Origin of the sequence: Streptosporangium sp. NPDC004379, assembly GCF_042873875.1 — a bacterium.
Lineage (GTDB): Bacteria > Actinomycetota > Actinomycetes > Streptosporangiales > Streptosporangiaceae > Streptosporangium.
Genome location: NZ_JBIAMC010000005.1, coordinates 262,900 through 287,220, shown reverse-complemented (window position 1 = coordinate 287,220; position 24,321 = coordinate 262,900). Strand labels below are relative to the sequence as shown.

The 24,321-nt window shown below is 72.1% G+C and carries 18 protein-coding genes; 9 read left to right on the top strand and 9 right to left on the bottom strand.

Annotated elements, in window-relative coordinates; translation table 11 throughout:
- Nucleotides 1–36 precede the first annotated feature (36 nt).
- Entirely contained in the window at nucleotides 37–1,053 is a 1,017-nt protein-coding gene (locus ACFYSC_RS13530) for a glycosyltransferase family 2 protein (protein ID WP_389960773.1), read from the bottom strand.
- A 300-nt stretch (nucleotides 1,054–1,353) separates the two neighbouring features.
- On the opposite strand from ACFYSC_RS13530, the gene ACFYSC_RS13525 reads away from it, so the two are divergent.
- Together ACFYSC_RS13525 and ACFYSC_RS13520 are read left to right on the top strand one after the other, a co-directional pair.
- Nucleotides 1,354–4,452 (top strand): DUF4082 domain-containing protein, encoded by a 3,099-nt coding sequence (locus ACFYSC_RS13525; RefSeq protein ID WP_389960771.1) that lies wholly within the window; start codon nucleotides 1,354–1,356, stop codon nucleotides 4,450–4,452.
- An 18-nt stretch (nucleotides 4,453–4,470) separates the two neighbouring features.
- Complete coding sequence (locus tag ACFYSC_RS13520; protein WP_389960769.1) at nucleotides 4,471–5,595, top strand: glycosyltransferase family 4 protein; 1,125 nt, start codon at nucleotides 4,471–4,473, stop codon at nucleotides 5,593–5,595.
- A 13-nt stretch (nucleotides 5,596–5,608) separates the two neighbouring features.
- On the opposite strand, the gene ACFYSC_RS13515 is transcribed toward ACFYSC_RS13520, so the two are convergent.
- The 5 genes from ACFYSC_RS13515 to ACFYSC_RS13495 form a co-directional block, all read right to left on the bottom strand.
- Nucleotides 5,609–6,913, bottom strand: a complete 1,305-nt coding sequence (locus ACFYSC_RS13515) for a lipopolysaccharide biosynthesis protein (RefSeq protein WP_389960767.1) — start codon at nucleotides 6,911–6,913, stop codon at nucleotides 5,609–5,611.
- 43 nt (nucleotides 6,914–6,956) lie between these two features.
- Nucleotides 6,957–8,090, bottom strand: coding sequence for a glycosyltransferase (locus ACFYSC_RS13510; protein WP_389960765.1), 1,134 nt, complete (start codon nucleotides 8,088–8,090; stop codon nucleotides 6,957–6,959).
- 92 nt (nucleotides 8,091–8,182) lie between these two features.
- Nucleotides 8,183–9,436: a hypothetical protein gene (locus tag ACFYSC_RS13505; RefSeq protein WP_389960763.1), complete on the bottom strand. Its 1,254-nt coding sequence runs from the start codon at nucleotides 9,434–9,436 to the stop codon at nucleotides 8,183–8,185.
- Between the two features lie 149 nt (nucleotides 9,437–9,585).
- A complete protein-coding gene (locus ACFYSC_RS13500) occupies nucleotides 9,586–10,716 on the bottom strand; it encodes a glycosyltransferase (protein WP_389960761.1) in 1,131 nt (376 codons plus the stop codon).
- A 148-nt stretch (nucleotides 10,717–10,864) separates the two neighbouring features.
- Nucleotides 10,865–13,069: a hypothetical protein gene (locus tag ACFYSC_RS13495; RefSeq protein ID WP_389960759.1), complete on the bottom strand. Its 2,205-nt coding sequence runs from the start codon at nucleotides 13,067–13,069 to the stop codon at nucleotides 10,865–10,867.
- Nucleotides 13,070–13,667: 598 nt separating this feature from the next.
- On the opposite strand from ACFYSC_RS13495, the gene ACFYSC_RS13490 reads away from it, so the two are divergent.
- The 5 genes from ACFYSC_RS13490 to ACFYSC_RS13470 all read left to right on the top strand — a co-directional run bounded on the left by ACFYSC_RS13490 (nucleotide 13,668) and on the right by ACFYSC_RS13470 (nucleotide 19,251).
- Nucleotides 13,668–14,822, top strand: coding sequence for a glycosyltransferase (locus ACFYSC_RS13490; RefSeq protein ID WP_389960757.1), 1,155 nt, complete (start codon nucleotides 13,668–13,670; stop codon nucleotides 14,820–14,822).
- Complete coding sequence (locus tag ACFYSC_RS13485) at nucleotides 14,819–15,766, top strand: NAD-dependent epimerase/dehydratase family protein (RefSeq protein WP_389960755.1); 948 nt, start codon at nucleotides 14,819–14,821, stop codon at nucleotides 15,764–15,766. The genes ACFYSC_RS13490 and ACFYSC_RS13485 overlap by 4 nt, the downstream gene beginning before the upstream one ends.
- A 71-nt stretch (nucleotides 15,767–15,837) precedes the next feature.
- Entirely contained in the window at nucleotides 15,838–16,827 is a 990-nt protein-coding gene (locus tag ACFYSC_RS13480) for an NAD-dependent epimerase/dehydratase family protein (protein WP_389960753.1), read from the top strand.
- Nucleotides 16,824–17,864 (top strand): glycosyltransferase family 4 protein, encoded by a 1,041-nt coding sequence (locus ACFYSC_RS13475; RefSeq protein ID WP_389960751.1) that lies wholly within the window; start codon nucleotides 16,824–16,826, stop codon nucleotides 17,862–17,864. Before ACFYSC_RS13480 ends, ACFYSC_RS13475 begins: the two co-directional genes overlap by 4 nt.
- A gap of 4 nt (nucleotides 17,865–17,868) precedes the next feature.
- Complete coding sequence (locus tag ACFYSC_RS13470) at nucleotides 17,869–19,251, top strand: polysaccharide biosynthesis tyrosine autokinase (protein WP_389960749.1); 1,383 nt, start codon at nucleotides 17,869–17,871, stop codon at nucleotides 19,249–19,251.
- On the opposite strand, the gene ACFYSC_RS13465 is transcribed toward ACFYSC_RS13470, so the two are convergent.
- From ACFYSC_RS13465 to ACFYSC_RS13455, 3 genes are read right to left on the bottom strand one after another with little or no spacing between them, the layout of a single operon-like run.
- Nucleotides 19,229–19,825, bottom strand: coding sequence for a hypothetical protein (locus ACFYSC_RS13465; RefSeq protein ID WP_389960747.1), 597 nt, complete (start codon nucleotides 19,823–19,825; stop codon nucleotides 19,229–19,231). The two genes, ACFYSC_RS13470 and ACFYSC_RS13465, sit on opposite strands and share 23 nt — an antisense overlap.
- Before the next feature lie 12 nt (nucleotides 19,826–19,837).
- The gene (locus ACFYSC_RS13460; RefSeq protein ID WP_389960745.1) at nucleotides 19,838–21,571 is read right to left on the bottom strand and encodes a DUF4012 domain-containing protein; all 1,734 of its coding nucleotides are present in this window, start codon (nucleotides 21,569–21,571) and stop codon (nucleotides 19,838–19,840) included.
- Between the two features lie 22 nt (nucleotides 21,572–21,593).
- The gene (locus ACFYSC_RS13455) at nucleotides 21,594–22,148 is read right to left on the bottom strand and encodes a hypothetical protein (protein ID WP_389960743.1); all 555 of its coding nucleotides are present in this window, start codon (nucleotides 22,146–22,148) and stop codon (nucleotides 21,594–21,596) included.
- A 241-nt stretch (nucleotides 22,149–22,389) separates the two neighbouring features.
- Here ACFYSC_RS13455 and ACFYSC_RS13450 point away from each other — a divergent pair, with 241 nt between their 5' ends.
- Nucleotides 22,390–23,142 (top strand): SDR family NAD(P)-dependent oxidoreductase, encoded by a 753-nt coding sequence (locus tag ACFYSC_RS13450; protein ID WP_389960741.1) that lies wholly within the window; start codon nucleotides 22,390–22,392, stop codon nucleotides 23,140–23,142.
- A gap of 122 nt (nucleotides 23,143–23,264) precedes the next feature.
- Nucleotides 23,265–24,299: an MraY family glycosyltransferase gene (locus ACFYSC_RS13445; RefSeq protein ID WP_389960739.1), complete on the top strand. Its 1,035-nt coding sequence runs from the start codon at nucleotides 23,265–23,267 to the stop codon at nucleotides 24,297–24,299.
- The last annotated feature ends 22 nt before the right edge of the window (nucleotides 24,300–24,321 follow it).

Sequence of the window (24,321 nt, the reverse complement as noted above, 5' to 3'; positions counted from 1 at the left end):
CGGCCCGTCCGGGCACCGCGTTCGTCCCCGCCGGGGTCACCGGGCGGGTCCCAGCGTCCGTGAGTGCCGGCCCCCGGGTGGGCTGAGGTGCCTCCCGTCGGCGTCGGAGGTCATCGACAGACCGGGGCCGTGACTTTCGGATCGTTCGCGGATGATGTACGTCGGGCGTCCCATCCGCTCCGCGTGGATTCGGCCGAGGTACTCCCCGATCACGCCGAGGGCGACCATCTGGGCGGAGGCGAACAGCGAGATCATGGTCGCCGTCGAGGTGAACCCCTTGACCGTGGTGTCCCCGCACCAGTAGCTCCAGAGGAAGACCGCGAGAAGGACGGTGCCGAGCGCCCCCGTCAGCAGCCCGCAGTAGGTGACCAGGCGGAGGGGGATGCTGCTGTAGGCGACCAGGACGCCGATCGCGTGCCGGACGAGCATCGGAACGGTGTAGTTGGAGTGCCCGACGGACCGGTGCTCCACGTTCACCCGGACGGTCCCGATCCGCGTGGTCGCCCACGAGAACGCGATGTCGATCTGGGTGTACGGTCCCGTGACCCCGTCCAGCGCCTCCCGGAGAAAGCTGCGGAAGGCGCGGAACGAGCAGATGTCCCCGCTGTTCTCCCCGCCGAACCGCCCGGAGAGCCCGATCTTGAGGGATCTGGAGGCGAGGTCGCGCAGGAGTCCGTGGGTTCCGGAGCGCGGGACCGCGTAGACGAGGTCGAGGTCGGGCCGGAGGGCCGCCAGGAGCCGGGGGACCTCCTCCGGCGGATGCTGGAGATCGTCGTCCATGGTCACCACGACGTCGTAACGGACGCTGCGGATACCGGCGACGAGGGCGTTGTGCTGCCCGTAGTTCCGGGCCAGCAGCAGCGCACGGACCGTTTCATGCCGGTCGGCGAGCTCTTGGGCCGCTTCCCACGTGTTGTCCGGCGAGCCGTCGACGACGAGCACCACCTCGAACGCGGAGGTCACGTCCGGCAGAACGGCGAGGAGGCGGCCGACCAGTGCCGGAAGCGTCTGCGCCGATCGATAACACGGGATCACGACGGATACGCGGGTCATGGCGGCAGTCTCACGAATGTCGGACCGGCTTACCGGGAGCGCAGGTTCGGATTTACCTTATATTGGCGAAGCCCGGGATGAATCCGAGTTGTTTCACATCACCGGAAAGGCGGGCTGGGGGCCGCGACGAACCGGGGTCTTCTGGTGATCGCCGCTCCAGAGGAATTTCACGTCAGATGTCCGTCGAATATGGGAATCGCCGCTTCTACCAGTAATACCGGCCAGAGGGTGATCTCGTTATTTTTCGCTTACCGGCCTCACCGGTGAAGGCCCATCCAGGTACGCGAGCGGGGGTTGCACATGCGGGACGACGAGAAGAGACGCGGCGCGAGACGGCGGTGGACGGTTCCGGCCGCCGTACTGGTCCTCGGCGTCTGCGTCGCGGTCGCGATCGGCCTGCCCCAGGCCGCCTGGGCGCAGTCCCGCACCCCGGGCGCCGAGCGGGGCGCCGACCGGGGCACGGCGAGGGCCGACTGCCCCCCGACCTCCGAGATCTGCCTGGAGAACAGCCTCCCCGGCAACCCCTACAGCGAGTGGAACGTGCCCGGGGCCGGCAGCAGCAACATCCAGGGCTACCCGGTCCAGATGAGCGTCAACAAGGGGGAGACCGCGCAGTTCAAGGTGAGCACCCCCGCGACCGCCTACCGCATGGACATCTACCGCGTCGGATACTACGGCGGCATGGGGGCGCGGAAGATCACCACGATCAGGCCCTCCGTGCCGCTGCCCCAGCAGCAGCCGGCCTGCCTGAGCGACGCGGCGACCGGGCTGATCGACTGCGGCAACTGGAGCGTGTCCGCCTCCTGGGCGGTGCCGGGTGACGCCGTCTCCGGGGTCTACCTCGCCAACATGGTCAGGGAGGACGGGGTGAGCGGCGTCAGCCAGCTCATATTCATCGTCCGGGACGACTCGGGCGGCTCGGACCTGCTGGTCCAGACCGCCGACGCGACCTGGCAGGCGTACAACACCTACGGCGGAAACAGCCTGTACGTGGGCAGTCCCGCCGGCCGCGCCTTCAAGGTCAGCTACAACCGCCCGGTCATCACCCGCGCCAAGTGGCCGGAGACCTACTTCTTCGACTCCGAGTACCCGATGGTCCGGTGGCTTGAGGCCAACGCCTACGACGTGAGCTACACCTCCAGCATCGACACCGCCTCACGGGGCGCGGAGCTGCTGGAGCACAAGGTGTTCTTCGCCATGGGCCACGCCGAGTACTGGTCCAACGACATGCGGGACAACGTGCAGAACGCCCGGGACGCGGGTATCAACCTCGCCTTCTTCACCGGAAACGACATCTTCTGGAAGACGAGGTGGGAGAACGGCATCGACAGCAGCGGCACGCCGTTCCGCACGCTCGTCTGCTATAAGGAGACCCTGGCCAACGCCAAGATCGACCCGAGCCCCCAGTGGACCGGCACGTGGCGGGACCCCCGTTTCTCCCCGCCCTCGAACGGCGGCAGACCGGAGAACGCCGTCACCGGCACCCTGTACCGGGTCAACGGCAACGTCAGCGACTCGATAGTCGTCCCCGCCGAGTACGGCCCCATGCGTCTCTGGCGCAACACGTCGATCGCGACCCTCCAGCCGGGTGAGCAGGCGGTGTTCCCCGCCGGAACGCTGGGGTACGAGTGGAACGAGACACCGGAGGACGCGTTCACCCCGCAGGGGCCGGTGAAGTTCTCCGAGACGACGCTGGCCAACCCCACCAAGATCCTGCTCGACTTCGGCGGCACGTACGGCGCCGGAGTGGCCACCCACCACCTGACGCTCTACAGGGTCACGAGCGGCGCGCTCGTCTTCGGCGCGGGGACCATCCAGTGGTCGTGGGGCCTGGACGCCAACCACGACCGGGGAGCCGGAACCCCCACGGACATCCGGATGCAGCAGGCGACGGTCAACCTGCTCGCCGACATGCGGGCCCAACCGGCGTCCCTCCAGGCGGGCCTGGTCCCGGCGGTCCCGTCGACGGACGTCACCCCCCCGACCTCGGCCATCACCTCCCCGTCGAGCGGCGCCTCGGTGGCGGGCCAGACACCCGTCTCGATCCAGGGGACGGCGGTCGACGCCGGAGGCGGCGTCGTGGCGGGCGTCGAGGTCTCGGTCGACGGCGGCAGCACGTGGCAGCAGGCGACAGGCCGCGCGAACTGGAGGTTCGACTGGACGACCGGCGCCCCCGGCCCGGTGACGATCCTGTCCCGGGCGGTCGACGACATCGGCAACGTGCAGAAGACCCCGACCGTCCTGAACGTCACCGTCAACGCGGGATGCCCCTGCACCATCTGGCCGCCGGACGCCACGCCCGCCGAAGCCTCGAAGAACGACCCCAAGGGGATCGAGATCGGGGTCAGGTTCCGCTCGGCGAGCGAGGGCTTCATCACGGGGATCAGGTTCTACAAGGGCCCGACCAACACCGGAACGCACATCGGCAGCCTCTGGACCAACACGGGGACGCTCCTGGCGACCGCGACGTTCACCGACGAGACGGCGGACGGCTGGCAGCAGGTGAACTTCCCGACGCCCGTCCCGGTACGCGCCGGCACCACCTACGTCGCCTCCTACTTCGCGCCCGCGGGGAACTACGCGGTGACGAGGGACTACTTCAACAAGGCCTACTCGAACGGCCTGCTCACCGCGCTCGCGAACGGCACGGACGGCGGCAACGGCGTGTACACCTACAGCAATGTGAGCACCTTCCCGACCAGCACCTACAGAGCGACCAACGCGTGGGTCGACGTGGTGTTCACCGCGTCGAGCAGCCTCTGGGACGACACGACGGTGCCGGCCGTCCCGTCCCAGCCCGATTCAAAGGCGGTCGCCCTCGGCCTGAAGTTCCAGGCGTCGGTGCCGGGCTTCATCAGGGGGATCAGGTTCTACAAGGGCCCGCAGAACACCGGGCTCCACACCGGAAGCCTGTGGACCCTCGACGGCCAGCTGCTCGGGAGCGTCACCTTCACCGGCGAGACCGCGTCCGGGTGGCAGCAGGCGATCTTCCCCACGCCCATCCCGATCGACGCGAGCACCACCTACGTGATCTCCTACCACACGACGTCGGGGTACTACTCGGTCACGAGACCGTATTTCACCACGCAGTACTCGCGCGGCCGGCTCACCGCCCTCGCCGACGGCGCGGCCGGAGGAAACGGCGTGTACACCTACAGCGGGACGAACGTCTTCCCGACCAGCACCTACAAGGCCGCCAACTACTGGGTCGACGTGCTCTTCGACGGCACCCAGACCCCGGCCGCCGCCGCGGCGGCCGCGGCCGCGCGCCGGAGTTCCGCCCCGGACCCCGCGGGGCCGTCCGCGGCGGGCGTCGGCGGCTCCCGCGACGCCGCGCCGGAGAGCGGCCGGCCCTCGCCGCGGAGGGCCGGCGGACCGTCCGCCGCCCGCCTCGCGTGACCGGATCGGAGTGCGCGCATGAGAATAGTCCGGGTGAGCTACCGGGTGCCGCCCGAGCGGGGCGGCAAGGAGCGGCACGTCGACTGCCTCACCCGGGAACAGCTGGGTCGCGGCCACGAGGTGACGCTCGCCTTCCGGCGCGGGAGCACCGTGCCGGAGGGGGCGGCCGTGCTGCCGCTCCGGCCGACCGTGCTGTCCCGGGCGCTCGCGGCGAGGTCCGACGTCCTCGCGTTCGCGGCGGAGGTGACGCACGCGCTGCGGCACGCCGGTCGGGCCGACCTGGTGCACCTGCACGGGGACCACATCGAGGCGGCCGTCCTGGGGCCGTTCTGCCGGCGACGCGGCGTGCCGCTGATGCTCACCGTGCACGGCGCCCTCTCCCGGCGCCACCACCGGGCGGCGCGCATGGCGCTGGGCACGGTCGACGCGTTCATCGCCCTGGGGTCCCGGCCGGCGCGCGACCTGGTCGAGCTCGGCGCCGACCCGCGCCGCGTCCTGACCATGTCGAGCGGACTGGACCTCGCGGGCATGCCGTGCCCCGGGCCCCCGGCGGCGCGGGAGCCGGGCCTGGTGGTCAGCGTCGGTTCCCTGGACCCGGTGAAGAACCACGATCTCGTGATCGAGGCGGTGCGCCTCGTCCGCCGTACCAGGCCGGAGGTCCGCCTGGTCATCGCCGGTGACGGCCCGGAGCGGAGCAGGCTGTCGCGGCTCTCGGAGGCGGGCGGCCCGATCGAGCTGGCCGGCCCGCTCTCCCGGGACGAGGTGTACGGGCTGCTCCGGCGGGCGCAGGTCTTCGTCCTCGCCTCGCGCCGCCTTCCCGGCAAGGGAGAGGGGGTACCGACCGCGGCGCTGGAGGCGCTGGCCCTCGGCACCCCCGTGATCCTCTCGTCCGAGGCGTCCCTCGACCCGGTCGTCCAGGACGGCGGAGCCTACCGCACGTTCGGATCCGGCTCGCTGGACGGGCTGGTCTCGGCCCTCGGCGCGGTGCTCGACGACGAGGAGGAACGCGACCGGATGAGCGCGCGCGGGCCGCGGGCGGTGGCGGGCCTGGGCTGGCCGGCGGTCGCGGACCGGGTCGAGGAGTGGTACCGCGTCGCCCTGGACGTCGCCCTGGACACGGCGCGGCCGGGCGGCGGGCGGTGAGGCCCGCCGCCGGTCACGGCCGCCGTGCGAGCGCCGTCCGGACGCCGCGCCCGGCACAGGAGAGCAACGAGATCACGGAACGCAGGTCGGAGAGCCGGGGCAGCAGGTCCCGCGCACCGGCTCCGGCCGTCCGGGCGAACCACAGGACCTCGATCACCGCCATGGCGGTGTAGCTCACGCTGGAGGCCAGCGCGGCCCCGGCGGCGCCGTACCGCGGTATCAGCACGGCGTTCATCCCGAGGTTCGCCGCGAGGGCGCCCACGGCGACGGAGGCCATCGCCATGGGGCGGCGCAGCCGTACCAGGTACTGCTCGACCGGCCGGAGAAGCGACCACGCGACCATCCCCGGGGCGAGGACGAGCAGCGGCGTCACGCTCCCCGCGAAGGGGGCGCCGTACAGCAGGGGGATCAGCGTCGGCGAGGCGATCGCCAGCGCGCCGACGCCGGCCGAGGAGAGCAGCAGGTTGAGGCGGATCGTGCGCAGGGTGGCCCCCTGGGCGGACGGTTCGTCCTCGACCGCCTGGTGGGGCAGCGTGACCTGTGCCATCGCGTCCGTCGGGATCCTCGCGAGGGACAGGAACGCCATCGCGGTGGTGTACAGGCCCACCTCGGCCGGTGACACGAAGGCGTTCAGCAGCAGCACGTCGATGGTCAGCAGCAGGTGGAAGGCGACCGGCCCTATGTGGTAGCGGCCGGACAGCGAGAGCTGCTCGCGGGCGAGCGCCGCCTCCCCGCGTACGGCGGAGCGGCCGAGCGACCGGACGAACAGCGCGAAGGGCACGACCGTGGAGGCCGACCAGCAGACGACCACGATCGGAAGGTTGAGTTGCCCGATGACCGCGAGCGTCAGGATCGGGATGTACAGGACGAGCGCCGCCATGACCACCGATCGATTGACCAGCCCGTTCTGGGACCGCAGGAGCAGGATTCCCTTGAGGTTGACCGCCGCGACCCCGAACGGCACCGTGACCAGGGCCATGATCATGAGGTGCGGCGCCGGGAGGGGGATGAGGGCGAGCACGACCCCGAGGGCGACCAGGCCGGCCGCGAGGCCGAGGGCCAGCCCGAGGATCAGGGCGTTGCCCGCGAGGAACCGGCGGCGTTCGCGGACCGGCCAGAGCACCATCTGGGACCTTCCCACCGAGAGGTGGCCCAGGGCGATCGCTATCCCGGCGGTGGTCGTGATCGTCGCGTAGACACCCCGGCCCTCGGGCTGCAGGGCACGTGCCAGGAAGACCCCCGCCATCGCCGCCAGGGCGAGCGGCAGCGCCTGGCTGACCATGGTCTGGACGACCCTCGCGAGGTGGTCCTCGTTCATGACCGGGGCGGGGAGGACGGGCCGCCCGGGGTCGCGTGTCCGGCTACCGCCCACGGCCGGCCCTCAGGAGCCTGCGGTACAGGCCGATGTGCTCCTCGGCGACGACGTCCATGTCGAGGTTCTTCCGCGCCCAGGCGCGTGCCGCGTTCCCCAGCGACACGGCGAGTCCGGGGTCGTCGAGCAGCCGGACGACGCCCTCCGCCAGGGCCGCCGGATCCGCGGGCGGCACGAGGACGCCGCGGCTCTCCAGCAGTTCGGGGGTGCCGCCCACCGCGGTCGCGACGACCGGCCGGCCCGCGGCCATCGCCTCCATGACCGCGTTGCTCAACCCCTCGGAGACCGACGGGAGGACCACCACGTCGGCGCGCGCCAGGAGTCCCCCGGTGTCCGCGCGGAATCCCAGGAACCGGACGTCCACCCCGAGCGCGCTCGCCTGCTCCTCAAGACGCCGGCGCTCGGCGCCGTCCCCGACGAGCACGAACGTGCACGGGCGGCCGCTCCGGGAGAGCAGCGCGGCGGCGTCGATGAGGAACCGGTGGCCCTTGTTCCCGCTGAGCCGCGCCACGCACAGGACCACGGGGAGCGCCGTGTCGACGTGTTCCGGCTCGACCGGATCGAACGCCGGGGCCGGAAGCCCGTTGTAGATCACGCTCACCTTGCGGGCCGGTACGCCCTCGACCTCCCGGGTGCCCTTCGCGATGGCCACCGCGTTGGCGACGACCTGGTCCGTGATGGCCGTCACGGCTCTTTCGAGGGCGACGCGCCCCGGGTGCCGCGGCTTGAGGTAGCCCTGCGTGCGCCGCCCCGCGACCACGACCGGAACCCGCGCCGGCCGCGCGGCGAGGGCCCCCAGGACGTAACCCTCGTAGAGGAACCCGTGCAGGACGTCGGGTCTGAGCCGTCTCAGCAGCCTGACGAGACCGAGGAACGCCCACAGGTTCCGGGCGAGGCCCGGCGGGCCGGGCGAGCGGCGGGAGAAGCCGAGACGGTGCACCGCGATCCCCTCGGCGAGGAGGGCCGCCTCACGCGGCCCGCCCTTCGACAGGACGAACACGTGCGTCTCGACGCCCCTGCGGTGCAGCTCCCCCGCGAGCAAGACCAGTTGTTTCTCCGCGCCTCCCAGCCCCAGGTGCCCGGTGACGAGTACGACACGCTGGACCTCGGTTGCGTCTTCCACCGCCATGACAGGACCTTCGCTCGGAACGACATCGACCTTCGCTTCTTTCGCGGGAGGCGCCGTCGCGTCCCGCGACGAGCCCGGGGCGGGGCTCATCTCCGTGAACCCGGGACGGCGGACGCCGCCGCGTCCGCGGCCGGGGCGGGAGGATCGTCCTCCCGGAACGGCGTCCTGGTCCACGCGATCGCGGACAGCAGGCTCGTGACCATCACGATGGGCATGCGCTGGCGGAAGATGAGACCTATGTTCGACATGGTGGTCGCGTACGCGACCGTGCCCGGAATGATGAAGAGCATGATGATCAGCAGCATTCTCCGGTCGTGGCGCCACAGCCGGCGGAAACCTTCGGCCGCGCAGTAGAGGAGGTAGTACCAGAGCACGGTGTCCACCTTCCCGAACTGCAGCGTCGGGCTGCCGGACATCCAGGGGAACGGGGCCAGGACCGTGTAGGCGATCTTCGGGCCGAGCGCGTTCCAGGCGTCGCCGCCGTCTTCGAAGACCACCCCCGAGCCGCCCTCCGCGTTGGCGGACCGGACCTGTGCCGACTGGCCGCGCTCCAGTTGCTCCTGCAGGATCTCGGCGGCGGGAAGCTCGCCGGTGCCCTGGATGGCGACCAGGGCGGGCACGGCGAGCGCGGCCACGACGAGAAGGGTCCGTGGGGAGACGGCGCGCCTGATCCGGGCGACGCCGAGGAGCAGCGGGAGGCCGCACATGAACACCATGTACGGGCGCACGTGCCAGAGCGCCCACAGCAGCGGGGTGAGCAGCAACAGCTTGCGCATGCCGAAACGCTGCATGTTCGAGGCGGCGAGGGCGAGGCAGGCCAGGACGAGGAACGCGTTGAGACCGTCCTTGAACGTGTCGGACGTGTGCAGCAGGAATCCCGGGAGGAAGGCCGTGATGACGAGCAGCCGGAACGCCGCGCGCTCGTCGGCGCCGACGAGCCGCGCGAACCTGTACATGACGACGCACAGCCCGCAGGCGATGAGCGCGACGACGGCCGTGCACGCCAGCGGTGCCCGCCCACCGCACAGGTACACGACGATCGCGAAGAGGTGGCAGGGCACCGAGATGGAATATATGGGGCCGACCTGCTCGGAACCGACGAACTGTACCCCGTAGTGTCTCCAGTACTCGGCGATCTCCACGGCCTTGGCCTCGTAGTAGAGGTTGTCCCCGCCGTAGTCGATGAGGCCGGACCGCGTCACCATGACGTTGACGGCCAGCCGGACGACGAAGGCGGCCATCAGCACGGAGAGGATCCTCCCTGCCAGCCGCGCCTCGAAGCTCGCGTGGACCATGAGAATGAGCGTCACCGCGACGACGGCGACGACGATGTACTCCATGACGGATCACCTGGTATTCGTCGGCTCGCTGGGCGCGGTCCCGGCCGGGGACATCCGGTTCCGGGACCCGAGGCGATTCGGGTGGCGGACCGGGAGGGTCGCGTAAGGCTCACGACGGACGCCGCGGCGTCCCGGCGCGCGGCCGGCGGTCACGAGCAGACCTCGTCGTACAGCCTGTCGAACCATTCCGCCGCCCGGCCGATGTCCATGAGCCCGGCGCTGTCGCGGGCGCCCTCGCGAAGACGCGCGTGGACTTCGGGGCGCATCGCCCGCAGGATGCCCGCGGCGAGGGCGTCCGGGTCCCCGGGCCGGGTGAGCAGGCCGTTCCGCTCGTGCTCCACCAGGTCGGGCACTCCGCCGACGGCGGTGGACACCACGGGCACCCCCGCGGCGAGGGCCTCCATGACGACGACCGGGAGGCCCTCGTAGTCGGAGCTGAGCACGAGGAGGTCGGCGGCGGCGACCAGGTGACCGGCCTCCGCCACGTGTCCCACGAGTCGCACGCCGTCCAGTCCCAGTTCGGCGACGCGCCGGGCCGTCGGCGCGTGCAGCGGGCCGGACCCGGCGAGCAGGAACATCGCGCGCGGCTCCCGGGCGATCACCTTCGCCGCGGCCTCGACGAGCAGCGCGTGGTTCTTCTGCGGGCGGAGATTGGCCGCGTGCACGATGAGGAAGGCCCCCTCGGGAACGTCCCACTCCCTCCTGGTCCGTTCCGCCTGCAGCGCCCGGCGGCGCTGTTCCTCGACCCGGACGCCGTGCACGCGGATGGACAGGTTCCGCGCGCGGGCGCTGGTGCGCGCCGCGGCGACCTGCGGAGAGACCGCCACGGTCCGGCTGTCCAGCCATGCGGTCGCCTGGTGGAGCACCATCGTCAGGGGCCGGTACCGGACGTTGTGGACGGTCGAGATCAGAACCGGGCGGGTCCTCCACAGCCGGGACGACGGCCGGAGCAGCGACGCCGGAAGGGGAGAGTGGATGTTGAGCACGCCGGGCTCCAGCCGTCTGACCTCCCGTATGAGGTGAACGGGGCGGAGCAGGCGGGGGCGGGAAGTGAGGTCGACGACACGGATGCCCGCCGCCCACAGCCGCCCGATCAGCTCCGCGGTGGCCGCCGTCATGCACACGACGGTGTAGCGCCTGCCCGAGGGAGGCGTGGCGAGCAGCCGCTCCACGAGCAGGACCTCGGCGCCGCCCACATTGAGTGTTTTGATCACCTCGCAGACGTGTGCGCCGCTCACCGCGCCGCCCCGGGTGGGCGGGTCTTCTCTCTGCTCTCTCATGTCTCGAACAACCTCTCCGTGTGGCCGCGGCCGCGGGCCAAAGGTCTCCTGGTCAGGTTCCACGCCGTCCCGCGGCCGCGGAGGGGTGGCGCACCGCCTCGGGCGCCGTCCATGTCCCCCGCCGCGTCCCCCGCGGACGCCGGGACGGTCACGCGCCGGAGCCGTCCGGCAGCGAGTAGACGGCATAGGCGCCGGAACGGAACCGGAGCCGCGCGAAGTCCCCGATCCGGGACCCCGGGTCCAGGCCGCTCTCGTCCGCGAAGAGCCAGCGCACTCCGTAGCGGTCGCGCAGTGACCGGATCGCGGCCTCCGACGGGGTCCGGAAGGCCGCGTCGTTCGACCGGATCCGGTCGGCGTCCCAGAACGGGAGGTTCTGGGAGCGCTGCCCCGGGTGCCAGCGGCCCAGGTTCGTCGTCGTGTACGCCCATCCCTCGACCAGCACGCGCCGTTCGGTCAGCGCGCTCACCCAGAAGTGGCGGCTGTCGCACGGACTCTCGTACCCCCAGCGGCAGTGCGCGTTGGTGGCGACCAGGTCGTCCGGGTCCGAGTGGTCGCGCAGCCACCGCCCCGCGACCAGGGCGCCCGGCGGGACCGCGCTGACCGGCACCCAGCGGCCCGCCTGCCGGTCGACGCCCTCCACGCCGCCGGCGGTGGAGAGCGCGCGGGCGCCCCAGGCGGCGGGCATGCCCGCGGCGGAGACCGCGAAGATCACGAACGCCCAGACGCGGACTCCGCGCCGTCCGATGGCGAACAGGACCGCCACCGCGAGGGCGACAGCGGCCAGCAGCGCGAGGTAGGGCCGGTACAGGGCGGTGTACGGCAGGCCGGAGGCCAGGGGAACCCGGACGCCGCAGAGAACACGGATCAGCCAGGCGGCCGACAGCCCGGCGGCGACCGCGGCGGCCACCCGACCGGGGGACGTCCGCGCCCGTCTCCCGATCACGACGAGTCCGTAGGCGGCGACGGCCGTCAGGTAGGGGTAGGCCCCGCCGAGGAAGTAGACCTGGCTCATGGAGCAGTGCCCGAACACGAAGAGCACGCCGATCCCGGCGGCGCCCATGCCGAGCATGAGGACCACTCCCGGCTCGGCGAGCGTGCGCCGCCTGCCCAGCAGCCCCAGGACCCCGCACCAGATGACGGCCCAGCACATCAGGTACAGGAGCGCGACGCCCAGCACCGAGGTCCACGCCGGCTCGGCGGTCTCCCCCAGGCCGGTCAGCTCGCGCCAGGTGACGCGCATCAGGGCGAAGGGGTCGACCACCATTCCCTGCCGTGCCTGACCGAACAGCACGAAGCCGGCGTAGAGGGAACACACCGCGGTCATCCCCAGCGCGGCGAGCGTGGGCCAGGGCGGCCGGCGCCGCCTGATCGCCTCGACCGTGCCCGCCGCCACCAGTCCCGCGGCGAGCAGGGGAAGGTATATGGCCTTGGCCCCCATGACGGCCACGAGGAAGAGGCCCAGCAGCAGCCACCTGCCGGCGCCCCGCCGTCGGCGCCCCAGGAGGTCGAGCAGGAGAAGGACGACCGGGGCGAACAGCAGCGCCCCGAACGTCTGGGACGGGCTCGTCCACGACTGGACCTTCCAGGTGAACACCCCGACGCTCGGGCCGAGGTAGAGGTCGGGGGCCGTCACGAAGAACGTTCCCGTGACGGTCAGCAGGGCCCCGGCCCACGATCCCGTGACACGCCTTCCGATCATCCCCAGGATGACCGCGAGTGCGGCCAGCATGGGCAGCATGGCCAGCCGGAACAGCAGCACCAGCGGCTCCGTCCCGGTCACCCAGCTCGCCGCCGCGAGGTGGGCGTAGACGAACCAGTGGTAGAGGAGGGGTTCCCCGGCGACCATCGGCGCCGTGGGCGGCATGTGGTGCTTCACCTCGCCGACGAGGGCCAGGTGGAACGGCAGGTCGGTGTTGGATCCGCCGATCCGCGGCCAGGTGAGGCCGTACTTGAAGAAGGTGAGGGCGCTCCAGGCGAGCAGGGACGCGAGGATCATCGAGAGGGACCACGACCACCAGAGCGGCGTACGGATCCGGGGCGCGCCGGTCCAGTGTCTCCGCAGCCGGGGGACCGCGAGGAAGACCGCGTAGGTGGTGACCGGCCACGCCAGGACGAGCAGCGGCGCGCCCAGGGAGCGGGCGGCGATGTAGGCGGGCACCTCCACGGCGTAGCCGAGCGTCACGCCCAGGGCGATCTCCTCCGCCGCCGTACGGCGGCCTCTGTACAGCGCCCGGAGCAGCAGTACCCCGGGAAGCGCAAGACACAGCGCGATATAGACCCCGAAAAACGCGATGTCCCGGACGGAGACTCCGTAAATCCACAGCACGGCCACCGTGCAGGCGGTCAGCAGCACGGCCGGCAGAAACGCCGAAACCCGCCCCGGCGTCCGACGCCATGGAGAACGCCGCTTTTCCGGAGGAATCCTGCTCGTTCGAGCTTCTTCCAGCGATTCGCGCGGCGCGGATGTGAAACCCTGAGGCGGCGAAGCGTTGACCATGGGGGCAATCCTCGCGGTCCGCCCTTGTCCGGAGCACCGGGAACACTCGCGTACGGAATGTCCTTGCCACTCCTTTATGCGGAGCCGCCGGTCCGGCCCTCGCCGGGGGCGGGGCCGTCGGATCGGCCGGCCACCTGCCGGAAAGACCGGGGTGCGGCCTCCGCGGCGGGCCCGCGCCCGATCGGCCGGGACGGACAGGGCAATACACATGAAGCGCAAGAAAGACCCAGAAAGAATCAATAAATAACTATGTCCCTTTTTTCGCCCTTCGCATGCTTTGCAGGGAAAGGCTAAGAGCTAACCGCCCTGATCATGCACAGGTAGGGAATGTGGAAACTTTTCGTCGCCAGCGCGACACGAGCGGCGAACGGATCAAACATCGAGCTAGCTTCTTCGGGTGACCCAGGTCCACCACTGAGGAGCCCGCATGAAGCCGGACGCTCGAATTCGTGTCATGGAAATCATCGCGCGCATGAATGTCGGCGGCCCGGCCACCCAGGTCGTGGGACTGTGCGAGCGGCTGAACGCCGAGGAGTTCGACCACCGCCTCTACACCGGTCACACCGACGGCGGTGAGAGCGACCATCTCCGGCTGCGGGACGTCGCGGTGCCGGTGCACCAGGTTCCGGGCCTGGGCCGGTCCATCAGGCCGTCCGACGACTACCACGCGCTGATCCACCTGGTTAGGGCCATGCGGGCGTTCCGCCCGCACATCGTGCACACCCGGACGGCCAAAGCCGGCGCCCTCGGGCGCACCGCCGCCGGCCTGGCACGCGTCGGCTCGGCCCGGGTGCACGTGTTCCACGGCCACCTCCTGCACGGCTACTTCTCCCCCGCCCGGCGCCGCCTCTACGTGCAGGCGGAACGGTTCCTGGCGTCCAGGTCCGACCGGCTGGTGACCGTCGGAGCCCGGGTCCGCGACGACCTGCTCGCCGCCGGGATCGGCCGCCCGGAGCAGTACACCGTGATCGCGCCGGGAGTGCGGCTGGGGCCGGTCCCCACCCGTGAGGCCGCCCGCGCCACCCTGGGGCTCCCGCAGGACACGCCCGTCGTCGCGTACGTGGGCCGGCTCACCCGGGTGAAACGGCCCGACCGCTTCCTCGCCGTGGCCGGCGAGGTGCTCCGGCGCCTCCCCGACTGCCGGTTCGTCGTCTGCGGAGGCGGCGAACTCAGGAAGGACGTCGAGCAGGGCATCGAGCCCATACGGGACTCCGTCCGCCTCCTGGGATGGAGGAGGGACGTGGAGACGGTCTACGCCGCGGCCGACGTGGTCCTGCTGACCTCCGACAACGAGGGCACTCCACTGAGCCTCATCGAGGCGGGGATGGCGGCGACCCCCGTCGTCTCCACCCGTGTGGGGAGCGTCGACGAGGTCGTCCGGGACGGGCACACCGGCCTGCTCGCCACGACCGACGCCGGCGAACTGGCCGCGCACACCGTCCGGCTGCTCTCCGACCGGGCGCTCGCACACCGGATGGGCGAGTCGGCCCACCGGTGGACGACGGCCTCGTTCGGAGTGGAACGCCTGGTCGCGGACACCGAAGCCCTTTACCGGTCGCTGCGCGGCGCGCCCCGGTACCGCCATACCTCGAAGGGGACGAACAGATGAGAATCCTGGTCACGGGCGGCGCCGGCTTCATCGGCGCGAACACATGCCGGGCGTTCACCGCCCGGCCGGAGGTCGAACGCGTCACGGTGCTGGACGACCTGAGCAGCGGAGACCTCGCCAACCTGGACGGCGTCGGGGTGGAGTTCGTGAAGGGCAGCATCCTGGACCGGGACCTCCTGGCCGACCTCGCCGCCGACGCCACCACGGTGATCCATCTGGCCGCGCGGCCCTCGGTGCCCCGGTCCCTGACCGATCCCGTGGCCTCGCACACCGTCAACGCCACGGGCACCCTCAACGTCCTGGAGGCGTGCCGCGAGACGGCGCCACAGGTGATCCTCGCCTCGTCGTCCTCGGTGTACGGGAACCGGCCGGAGCCGTACAAGCACGAGGACCTCCCCACCCGGCCGCTCAGCCCGTACGGCGCGAGCAAGCTCGCCGCCGAGGCCTACGCCCTGGCGTACGCGGAAAGCTACGGCCTGCCGGTCCTGCCGTTCCGGTTCTTCAACGTCTACGGCCCCATGCAGACCGCGGACCACGCCTACGCGGCCGTCATCCCGGCGTTCGTCTCCGCGGCCCTGCGCGGCCGTCCGGTGCCGATCCACGGTGACGGGAACCAGGCGCGGGACTTCACCTACGTGGGGTCGGTGACCGACGTCCTCGTCGACGCGGCCGTCCGCCGGGTCACGAGCCGGAGGCCGGTGAACCTCGCCTTCGGGACCCGGGTCTCCCTGCTGTACCTGAGGCGGCTCCTCTCCGAGGTCCTGGACAGGCCGATCGAAGCGGACTTCCTGCCGCCCAGGACGGGCGACATCCGGGAGTCCCAGGCCTCCCCCGACCTGCTGCGCGACCTGTTCCCCGATGTGCGGCCGGTGCCGCTCGAAGACGGGCTCCGCCTGACGGCGGCCTGGTTCGAGCCGGCGGCGGTCCCGCCCACCGGGACATGACCCGGCGCACGCACCTGATCCACCCTTCTCCCCCCGGCCATAGAAATCTCCAGCGCGTAATAGGGGAAGCCGTGAGCAAGCTAACAGGGAGCACCTATCTGATAACGGGCGGCAGCGGGTTCGTGGGATCGCATCTCACCGACGCGCTGCTCGCCCGCGGTGACTCCGTCATGATCCTGGACAACCTGTCGACCGGGCGGCTGGACAACCTCCGGCCGCATCCCCGCCTGCACTTCGTGCAGGGGTCGGTGCTGGACGAACTCGTGGTCGACGAGCTGGTCCACCGCTGCGACGTCGTGGTCCACCTGGCGGCCGCGGTCGGCGTCAAGTTGATCGTCGAGCAGCCGCTGAGATGCCTGACGACGAACATCCGCGGCTCGGAGAACGTCATCGAGGCCGCGCACCGGTACCGGAAGAAGATCATGATCACCAGTACGAGTGAGATCTACGGCAAGAACTCCGGCGGGCCGCTCCACGAGCTCTCCGACCGCATCCTGGGCAGCCCGGCGGTGGTCAGATGGGCCTACAGCACGGCCAAGGCCGTCGACGAGATCCTGGCCAACGCCTACCACAGGGAGCGCGACCTCCCGACGGTCATCGTCAGGCTGTTCAACACGGTGGGGCCGCGGCAGAGCCCGGCCTACGGCATGGTCATCCCCCGCCTCGTCAGGCAGGCGCTCAGCGGCGCGCCGCTCACGGTCTTCGGCGACGGCACCCAGACCCGGTGCTTCGCCCACGTCAAGGACGTGGTCGACGCGCTGCTCCGGCTCCTCGACCACGAGGACGCGATCGGCCAGACCTTCAACGTCGGCGCCAGCGACGAGGTGAGCATCCTGGAACTCGCCAAGCTGATCATCGAGTTCACCGGGACCACGTCCGGGATCGACCTCATCCCGTACGCCGAGGCGTACGAGGCGGGCTTCGAGGACATGGCACGCCGGGTCCCCGACACCACGAGGCTCCGCGCGCTCACCGGGTGGGTGCCCCGGCTGTCACTGGACGACATCCTCGCGGACACCGTCGCCGAGGCCCGCGCTGATCTGGCGACGTCGCCGCGGTGAACGGCGTCACCGTCCTCGGCTCCGGGGTGGCGGCCTTCCTGCTGACCGCCGTGTCCACCCGGCCGCTGGGGCGTCTCGCACTGCGCTGGGGCATCACCGACCGCCCGGGGGGCTACAAGACGCACGAGCGGCCGATCCCCTACCTGGGCGGTGTGGCGATCATGCTGGGCACGATCGTCCCGTTCGCCGCCGTGGCGGGCCTGGACGACGTCCGGGTCACCGCGCTCGTGCTCGCGGCCGCCGCCGTGGCGTTTCTGGGCCTGGTCGACGACTTCTCGCCGCTCTCGCTGCTCGTCCGGCTGGCCGTCGAGGTGGTGGCCGCCGCCGGGGTCGTGGTGGGCGGGGTCCAGGCGTCGCTGACCGAGACGTGGGCGGACGGGCCGCTCACCGTGCTGTGGATCGTTGTGATCACCAACTCGTTCAACCTGCTCGACAACATGGACGGCGCCCTCGGCGCCATCTCGGCGGCCGGCGCGGCCTGCCTGGCGGGGACGGCCTTCGTGTGCGCCCAACCGGCGGCCGGGGTGCTGCTGGTGGCCCTGGCCCTGGCCAGCCTGGGATTCCTGCCGCACAACTGGGCGCCGGCGCAGGTGTTCATGGGGGACTCCGGGTCGTTGTTCATCGGATTCGTCTTCGCCTGCTCATCCGCCCTGCTGGTCACCGGGAAGGGGGCGGGCGCGGTGATAGCGGGCCTGCTGCTGTCGACCTTCGTCGCGACCGTCGACACCGGGGTCGTGCTCCTGTCACGCCAGCTGGCCGGCCGCCCGCTGCTCCAGGGCGGCAACGACCACATGTCCCACCGCCTGCGCCGGATCGGCCTCGGCACGAGGGCGACGGCCGCCGTCCTCGCCCTCGTGACGGCTCTCACCGGCGTGCTCGGCCTGGCGACGGCCCTGAACTGGATCTCGCCGCTCACCGTGGCCGTCGCCGTCGCCGGGGCCGTCCTCATCCTCATCGGCCTGCCGCAACGAGTGCGGGTCTACTCCTCCGACCGGGCGCGCAGCCGCCCGGCGACCATCCTGGAAAGGCGGCGATAGACCGGTGGAACTGCTCTACTACGTACGGCTCGCACGCAGGAACTGGACGCTCATCCTGCTGGCACTGGTCATCGCGGTCCCTGCGGCTCTCGCCGTGACCGCGAACACCCCGCCCAGGTACACGGCGACGATCTCCATGATGGTCTACAGCGAGGACCGGGAGGGCAGCCTCTCCACCGCCTACCAGGCGGGGATGCTGTCCCAGCAGCGGGTGCAGTCGTACGCCCGGCTGCTGACCAGCCGCCGCATGATCGGCAGGATCGCCGAAGGCGGTGACGTCCGGCGCCTCCAGGAGAACATCACCGCGGAGTCCATCCCCGCCACGGTGCTCATCCGGGCCACGGTCGCCGACACCGACCCCGCGCGCGCCGCGCGGCTGGCCAACGCCCTGGGAACCGGCTTCCCCAAGCTGATCAGCGAGATCGAGCGGCCGATCTCCCCCGGGCGTCCCGTCGTCAGGGTGACCATGGTGGACCCGGCGGACGTCCCCACGGAGCCGGTCAGCCCCAGGCCGCTGGTCAACCTGGCGCTCGCCCTGGTGGCCGCGCTGTTCCTCTCCGTCGGCTCGATCATCCTGCGTGACCGCCTGGACACGACCGTCAAGACACACGAGGTGCTGCGGCTGGCGTCGAAGAGCTCGATCCTCGGGACCATCGGCTACGAGCGGAACGCGCGGCGCCAGCCGCTCATCGTCCGCGACCGCGGCCGTTCGTCCAGGGCCGAGGCGTTCCGCTCGTTGCGCACCAACCTGCAGTTCATCGGCGTCGACCGGCAGCCCCGGTCGCTGGTGGTCACCAGTTGCCTGCCGGGTGAGGGGAAGTCCTCGATCGCCACCAACCTGTCGATCGCACTCGCGCAGGCCGGCTGGCGGGTGATCCTGGTGGACGGCGACCTGCGCCGCCCGCGCGTCCCGCACTACCTCGGCATCGAGGGCGCGGTCGGCCTCACGGACGTGCTGATCGGGAAGATGGCGCTACGGGACGTCGTCCAGACCTGGGGGGAGCCGGGCCTGTCGGTCCTGCCGAGCGGTCGGATCCCGCCGAACCCGAGCGAGCTGCTCGCCTCGCAGGCGATGCGCACGCTGCTCGGCCAGCTCATGGAGAGCCACGACATGGTGATCATCGACGCGCCGCCGCTGCTGCCCGTGACCGACGCCGCGGCGCTCGCGGCGATCTGTGACGGCGCGCTGCTCATCGCGCGGTACGGCAGGACCCGGCGGGAGCACCTCGTCCGCGCCGTGGAACTGCTGTCGTCGATCAACGCCCGCCTGGTGGGAGCCGTCCTGAACTTCGTCCCGGTCAGGAGGAGCAACTACCACGGTTACGGCTACGGTTACGGCTACGAACCCGAGACGAACACCGAGGTCAAGACTCCCGCGGGTGTGTGAGCAGCCGGAGCGGGACGGCGAGCGCCTCGGCGATCATCCGGCTCACCGTCCTGTGGGCCCGCCGGGAGCCGCCGTGGGGGTCGGGGATGTCGGGCCGCTCCACCGGGACCAGCCCACGCAGGGCCCGCGCCTCGGCGACCAGCGTGTGCGCCCGCCGCACGAGGTCCCGGTGGCGGAGGGCCGTCCCGGGCGGCACGGCCCGGGACAGGACCCCGAACTCGGCGATGGTGAAGGCCCGCGTGGCACTCGCGGGCAGCAACTGCACCGCCCGGGCGCGATGCTCTGAGGCGGCCGTCAGCACGAGATCGGCGGCGGCCACCAGCTCGGGGGTGAGCGGCCGGGCGGCGAAGCCGCCCGGATCACCGCCGAGCCGGACCAGTGACTCCCGCGCGCGTTCGGCCATCCGGCCTCCCGGCTCGGCGTGGGTTCCCGCGCTGCTCACCCGGATCGGTGAGGCCGGTCCCAGGATCGACCTGGCCAGCCGCTCCGCCACCGGGGAGCGGCAGATGTTGCCCGTGCACACGAACAGGATGTGGAACCCGGCGTCGTCCCGCGACATCGTCACCGCTCGCACGTCCCTCCACCGTCATGAGGAGCAGCCCCGCCGGTCCTCGGTGATCCGGGTGCGCTGCGGATGGACCAGCGGCTGCACCGGGACCACGGGAGGCTCGGCGGAGACGGGTTCGGCCAGTTCGAACTCCAGCGTCCTCGTCTGCCGGGGGGCGAGCTCCACCAGGGCGGAGTAGACCGGGTGGGACCGCTCCTCGTTCCGGGTGACCGGTATGCGCTCGCCGTCGAGCCGCACCGCCCTGACCTTCGTGCCGACCGCCGCGTAGAGCGACACCCATGACAGGTTGGTCCCGGGGGTGTACCGGTCCCGCGTGGAGTCCAGGCGGTCGGTGACGTAGGGGGGCAGTTCTCCCCCCGGCACGTCGTTGGTGAGCCGGACCCGCACCTCGCTGAGGCGCAGCCCGATCTCGCCCAGGCAGCGTCCCAGCTCGTAGCCGACGGAGCGCTTCAGGTAGTAGTCGAGCTTGCCGCCGGCCGAGTTGTTGACCACCAGCCCGGCGAAGGGTCCCGGCCGGCGCGGCAGCACGCCGCCGACCGGCGTCGCGGCCAGCAGCCGCTGCTCGTCGTCCCGGCGGCTCCACACCTGGATCCGCCGCTCCCGCACCATCCGGGTCATGACCGGCAGCAGTCTCACCGGGTCGGTGAACGCGGCGGGCAGCCTACGGCCGACGGCGGCGGCGATCCCGAGGAGGAACCGCTTGCGCGCCGCCGGGTCGGGATAGCGGGCGTAGGCCTGCCGCTCGGTGAGGTCGACGACGTTGGCGGCGGTCACCGTCTCGCCGCCGGGCAGGGCGACCGGGCCGATGAGTCCCAGCAGGTGGGACAGGCCGACCGGGTCGGTCGCGACGGCGCCGTCCAGCCGCTGGTGATGCCGCCGTTCCCACAGACCGGTCCAGGCGGCCGCGGCGTAGGGGAAGTGGGGGGAGAGGTTGGAGACGGACAGCAGCTTCGTTGCGTACGGCCCGTAGTGCGCCTGGAACCGCGCTCCGTGCTCGACGACGGGGACGGGGCTCGCGATGGTTCCCGTCTGGGCGGAGAACCGGCCGGCGCGGACCTCGCCCGCGTCGGCCGTCAGGATGCCGAACGCGCCGACCATGCCTCCGGTGCCCCGCGCCTCGGCGTTGGTCTGGAAGGCCAGGAAGTAACGCCGCGGGCCGTGGCCACCCAGCAGCGGGGGCAGCAGGGCGGCCGCCGTCGCGGCGTCGCCGAGACCGTCACGCAGCCGGTCGATCTCCCGCAGGGCGGTGCTCCGCGCCCGGTCCAGTTCGTCGATTCCGGTGTCGGCCGGGGTCGCCGCCAGACGGGCGCCCGCCCGTCCGAGCCGGGTGACCGAGTCGTCCAGGACCGGCGCCGCCCCGTCGAGCGCCGTCAGCAGACGTCCCGTGTCACCCGTGCGGGTCCCGGCCGTGAGGACCGCGGCGCCCGCCTGCCGCACGTCCGCCAGGACGTCGGTCAGCTCCACCGCGCTCTCGGCCAGTCCCCGCACGGTCGTCGCGATCCCCCCCACCACCGGGGCGTGCGCGATCAGCGACCAGTCCGGGCCGCCGGTGAGCCGGTCCGCCTCGGCGGCGTGCCATCGGGCGTCCCGCAGCGGCCCGGCCGTCAGTTCCAGGTCGCCCGACGCCGCCACCGCGCGCAATCGGAGAAGCGCGTTCCTCGCCGCCTCCAGATGGTCCCGGGCGCCCAGTCCGAGATGAGCCGCCCAGCCTCCGGCGGGCACGGTGACGGCGGTGAGAGCCAGCAGGCTCATCACGGCTGTCCGGCGGTGTCTCCTATCCGGCATCGGAGGATCGGCGGCGCCTCACGGAGAGCAGGACGCCCGCCGCTCCGGCGGCCAGCAGGCCGCTGCCCGCGGCCGCGATGAGCCCCACGGGCGCTCCGGTGAACGGCAGTTCCGCGGCCTGGCTGCTCACCTCTTTCCGCGCCTCGCATCCCGGGCCGCACCCGCCGCCCCCGCAGCCCCCGCCGCAGTCGTCGTCATCGTCATCGTCGTCGTCATCGCCGCCGAGACCGCGGGTGGGATCCCATCCGTTTCCCTGCGGGGCGTCGTCCGCGGCCTCCGTCGGCCTGACCACCAGGTTCAACGGATCCTCGTCCTCGTCCTCGTCCCTTTCGTCCGCGTTCGCCAGCGCGTTCAGCAGCGCCGCGTCCGCCAGGTCGTCGAAGAAGTCCGCCGGCACGGGAGGACGCGGCGGGTAAGGCTTCATCTCATCGCCGGGCGGCTGCGCCGCCGAGGCGGCGGTGGCCACCGCGCCGGCGGTCCCCACAACGGGCGCGCCCGCGAGGGCGGCCGCCAGCAGGATGGGCACGGCGTGTCTTCTGCTCATTCCGAATTCCCCCGTATCGTCGATCCAGGCCCCGGTTCCGCCGTCGGAACACGAGCGACATGTCCCCGCAACCCGTTATATTCGCCCAGACATCACACGAACGGCGCGGCTCACGGCGCTTGCCGAACGATCGGCGGTTGTTCTCCGTTATTTGACGATCGTCGGGACCACGCATCGACCCGGAAGGCGGCGCGCTCCGGCTGGACGGGACGCGCGGCGGCGTGATCTCTAGACTGCGTGCATGCCCACCGCACTGATCACCGGCGCGACCGCCGGCATCGGCGCCGCGTTCGCCCGCCGCCTGGCCGCCGACGGATTCTCGCTCGTCCTGGTCGCCCGCGACCAGGAGCGCCTGAGCGCCTCCGCCGAGACACTCCACCGCCGCTACGGCGTCAAGACCGAGGTCCTGCCCGCCGACCTCGCCGACGACGAGGGGATCGCGAAGGTCGAGAGCCGCCTGCGCGAGGGGGTGGACCTGCTCGTCAACAACGCCGGGTTCGGCCACCCCGGCTCCTTCTTCGACGTCCCGGTGGCCGACGAGGTGCGGATGCTGAAGGTGCACTGCGAGGCGGTGCTGCGGCTGACGCTGGCCGCGCTGCCGGGCATGCGCGAGCGCGACCGCGGCGCGGTGGTCAACGTGGCGTCGGTGGCGGCGTTCTTCACCCGCGGCACCTACAGCGCGTCCAAGGCGTGGGTGGTGAACTTCAGCGAGTCCGCCGCCGCGGAGCTGACCGGCACCCGCGTGCGGGTGATGGCACTGTGCCCGGGGTTCGTGCGCACCGAGTTCCACGACCGCGCCTCGATGGACACCTCCGGCATCCCCGGCTTCCTGTGGCTGTCGGCGGACAAGGTGGTGGCCGCGGCCATGCGCGACCTCGCCCTCGGGGCGCGGGTGAGCGTCCCGGACATCCGCTACAAGGTGATCGTGGGGGCGGGCAGGCTGATCCCCCGCGGCCTGGCCGGCCAGGTCTCCCGCCGTCTCGGCCGCCGCTAGTCTCCGCGGATCTCCGCGGATCTCCGCGGGTCTCCACGGGCCTCCACGGGCCTCCACGGGCCGGCCCGTGCCCGGCGTGTTGCCGGGATGATCTCTGGGGGCCGCCCGCTAACGTTCCGTCAATGGGCGACCACCCCGCGGGCGACGTGATCTGGCTGTTCGGCGTCGCCCCGGCCGCCTTCGCGGTGACGCTGGCGCTGTCGGCCCCGCTGGGGTGGCTGGCGCTGCGCTGCGGGCTGACCGACCGCCGCCGCAGCCGGGGCGTCCACGGGCGGCCCACCCCCTATCTGGGCGGGGTCGCCGTCGCCCTCGGCACGCTCGTCACCGCGCCGTGGGTGCTGCGCGATCCCGTGAGCGGCGTGGTGCTCGCCGGGGCGCTGACGCTGGCCGTGGCCGGTCTGGTGGACGACGTCGCCCCGCTGCCCCCCGCGCTGCTGCCGGCGGTCGCGGGAGTCGCCGCCGCCGCGGTGACCGTCTGCGGGGTACGGGTCACGGTGACCGGCGGGTGGCTCGACCTCGCGATCACGGTGGCCTGGCTGACCGTGACGACCCGCTCGTTCAGCCTGCTCGACAACGCCGACGGCGCGCTGGCCGCGATGGCGGTGGTCGCCGGGACGGGACTGGCGATGGCGGCGTTCCTCACCGGGCGGGCCGTCCCAGGGGTCCTGCTCATCGCCGTGGCGGCGGCGGGGCTGGGGTTCCTCTGGCACAACTGGGCGCCGGCCAGGGTGCTCATGGGCAGCGCCGGTTCCCTGTTCACCGGGTTCCTGCTCACCGCCTCGGCGGCTCTCCTGGTGACCGGCCGTCCCGCGCCGCACGCCGCGGCGGGCCTGGTCCTGCCGTCCCTCGTCGCGCTCGCCGACACCGCCGTGGTGCTGACGGCCCGCCTGGGCGGCCGGCCGGCGCGGGACGCCGCCGGCCACTTCTCCCACCGCCTGCGCCGGATCGGGCTGCGTCCGTGGGCCGTCGCCGCGCTGCCGGCGAGCCTGACCGCGGTGACGTGCTCGCTGAACCTGGCCGTGGCGACGGGCGTCGCCGAGCCGTTCACCGCGGTCGTGGCCGGAGCGGGCACGTGCCTCGTCCTGACCTGCGGGCTGCTGCTGGCCGGTCCCGCGCCGCGTCCCGTTCCGCCGCGTCCCGCCCCGCCGCGCGCCTGAACGGGCGCGGGCAGGCGAAAGG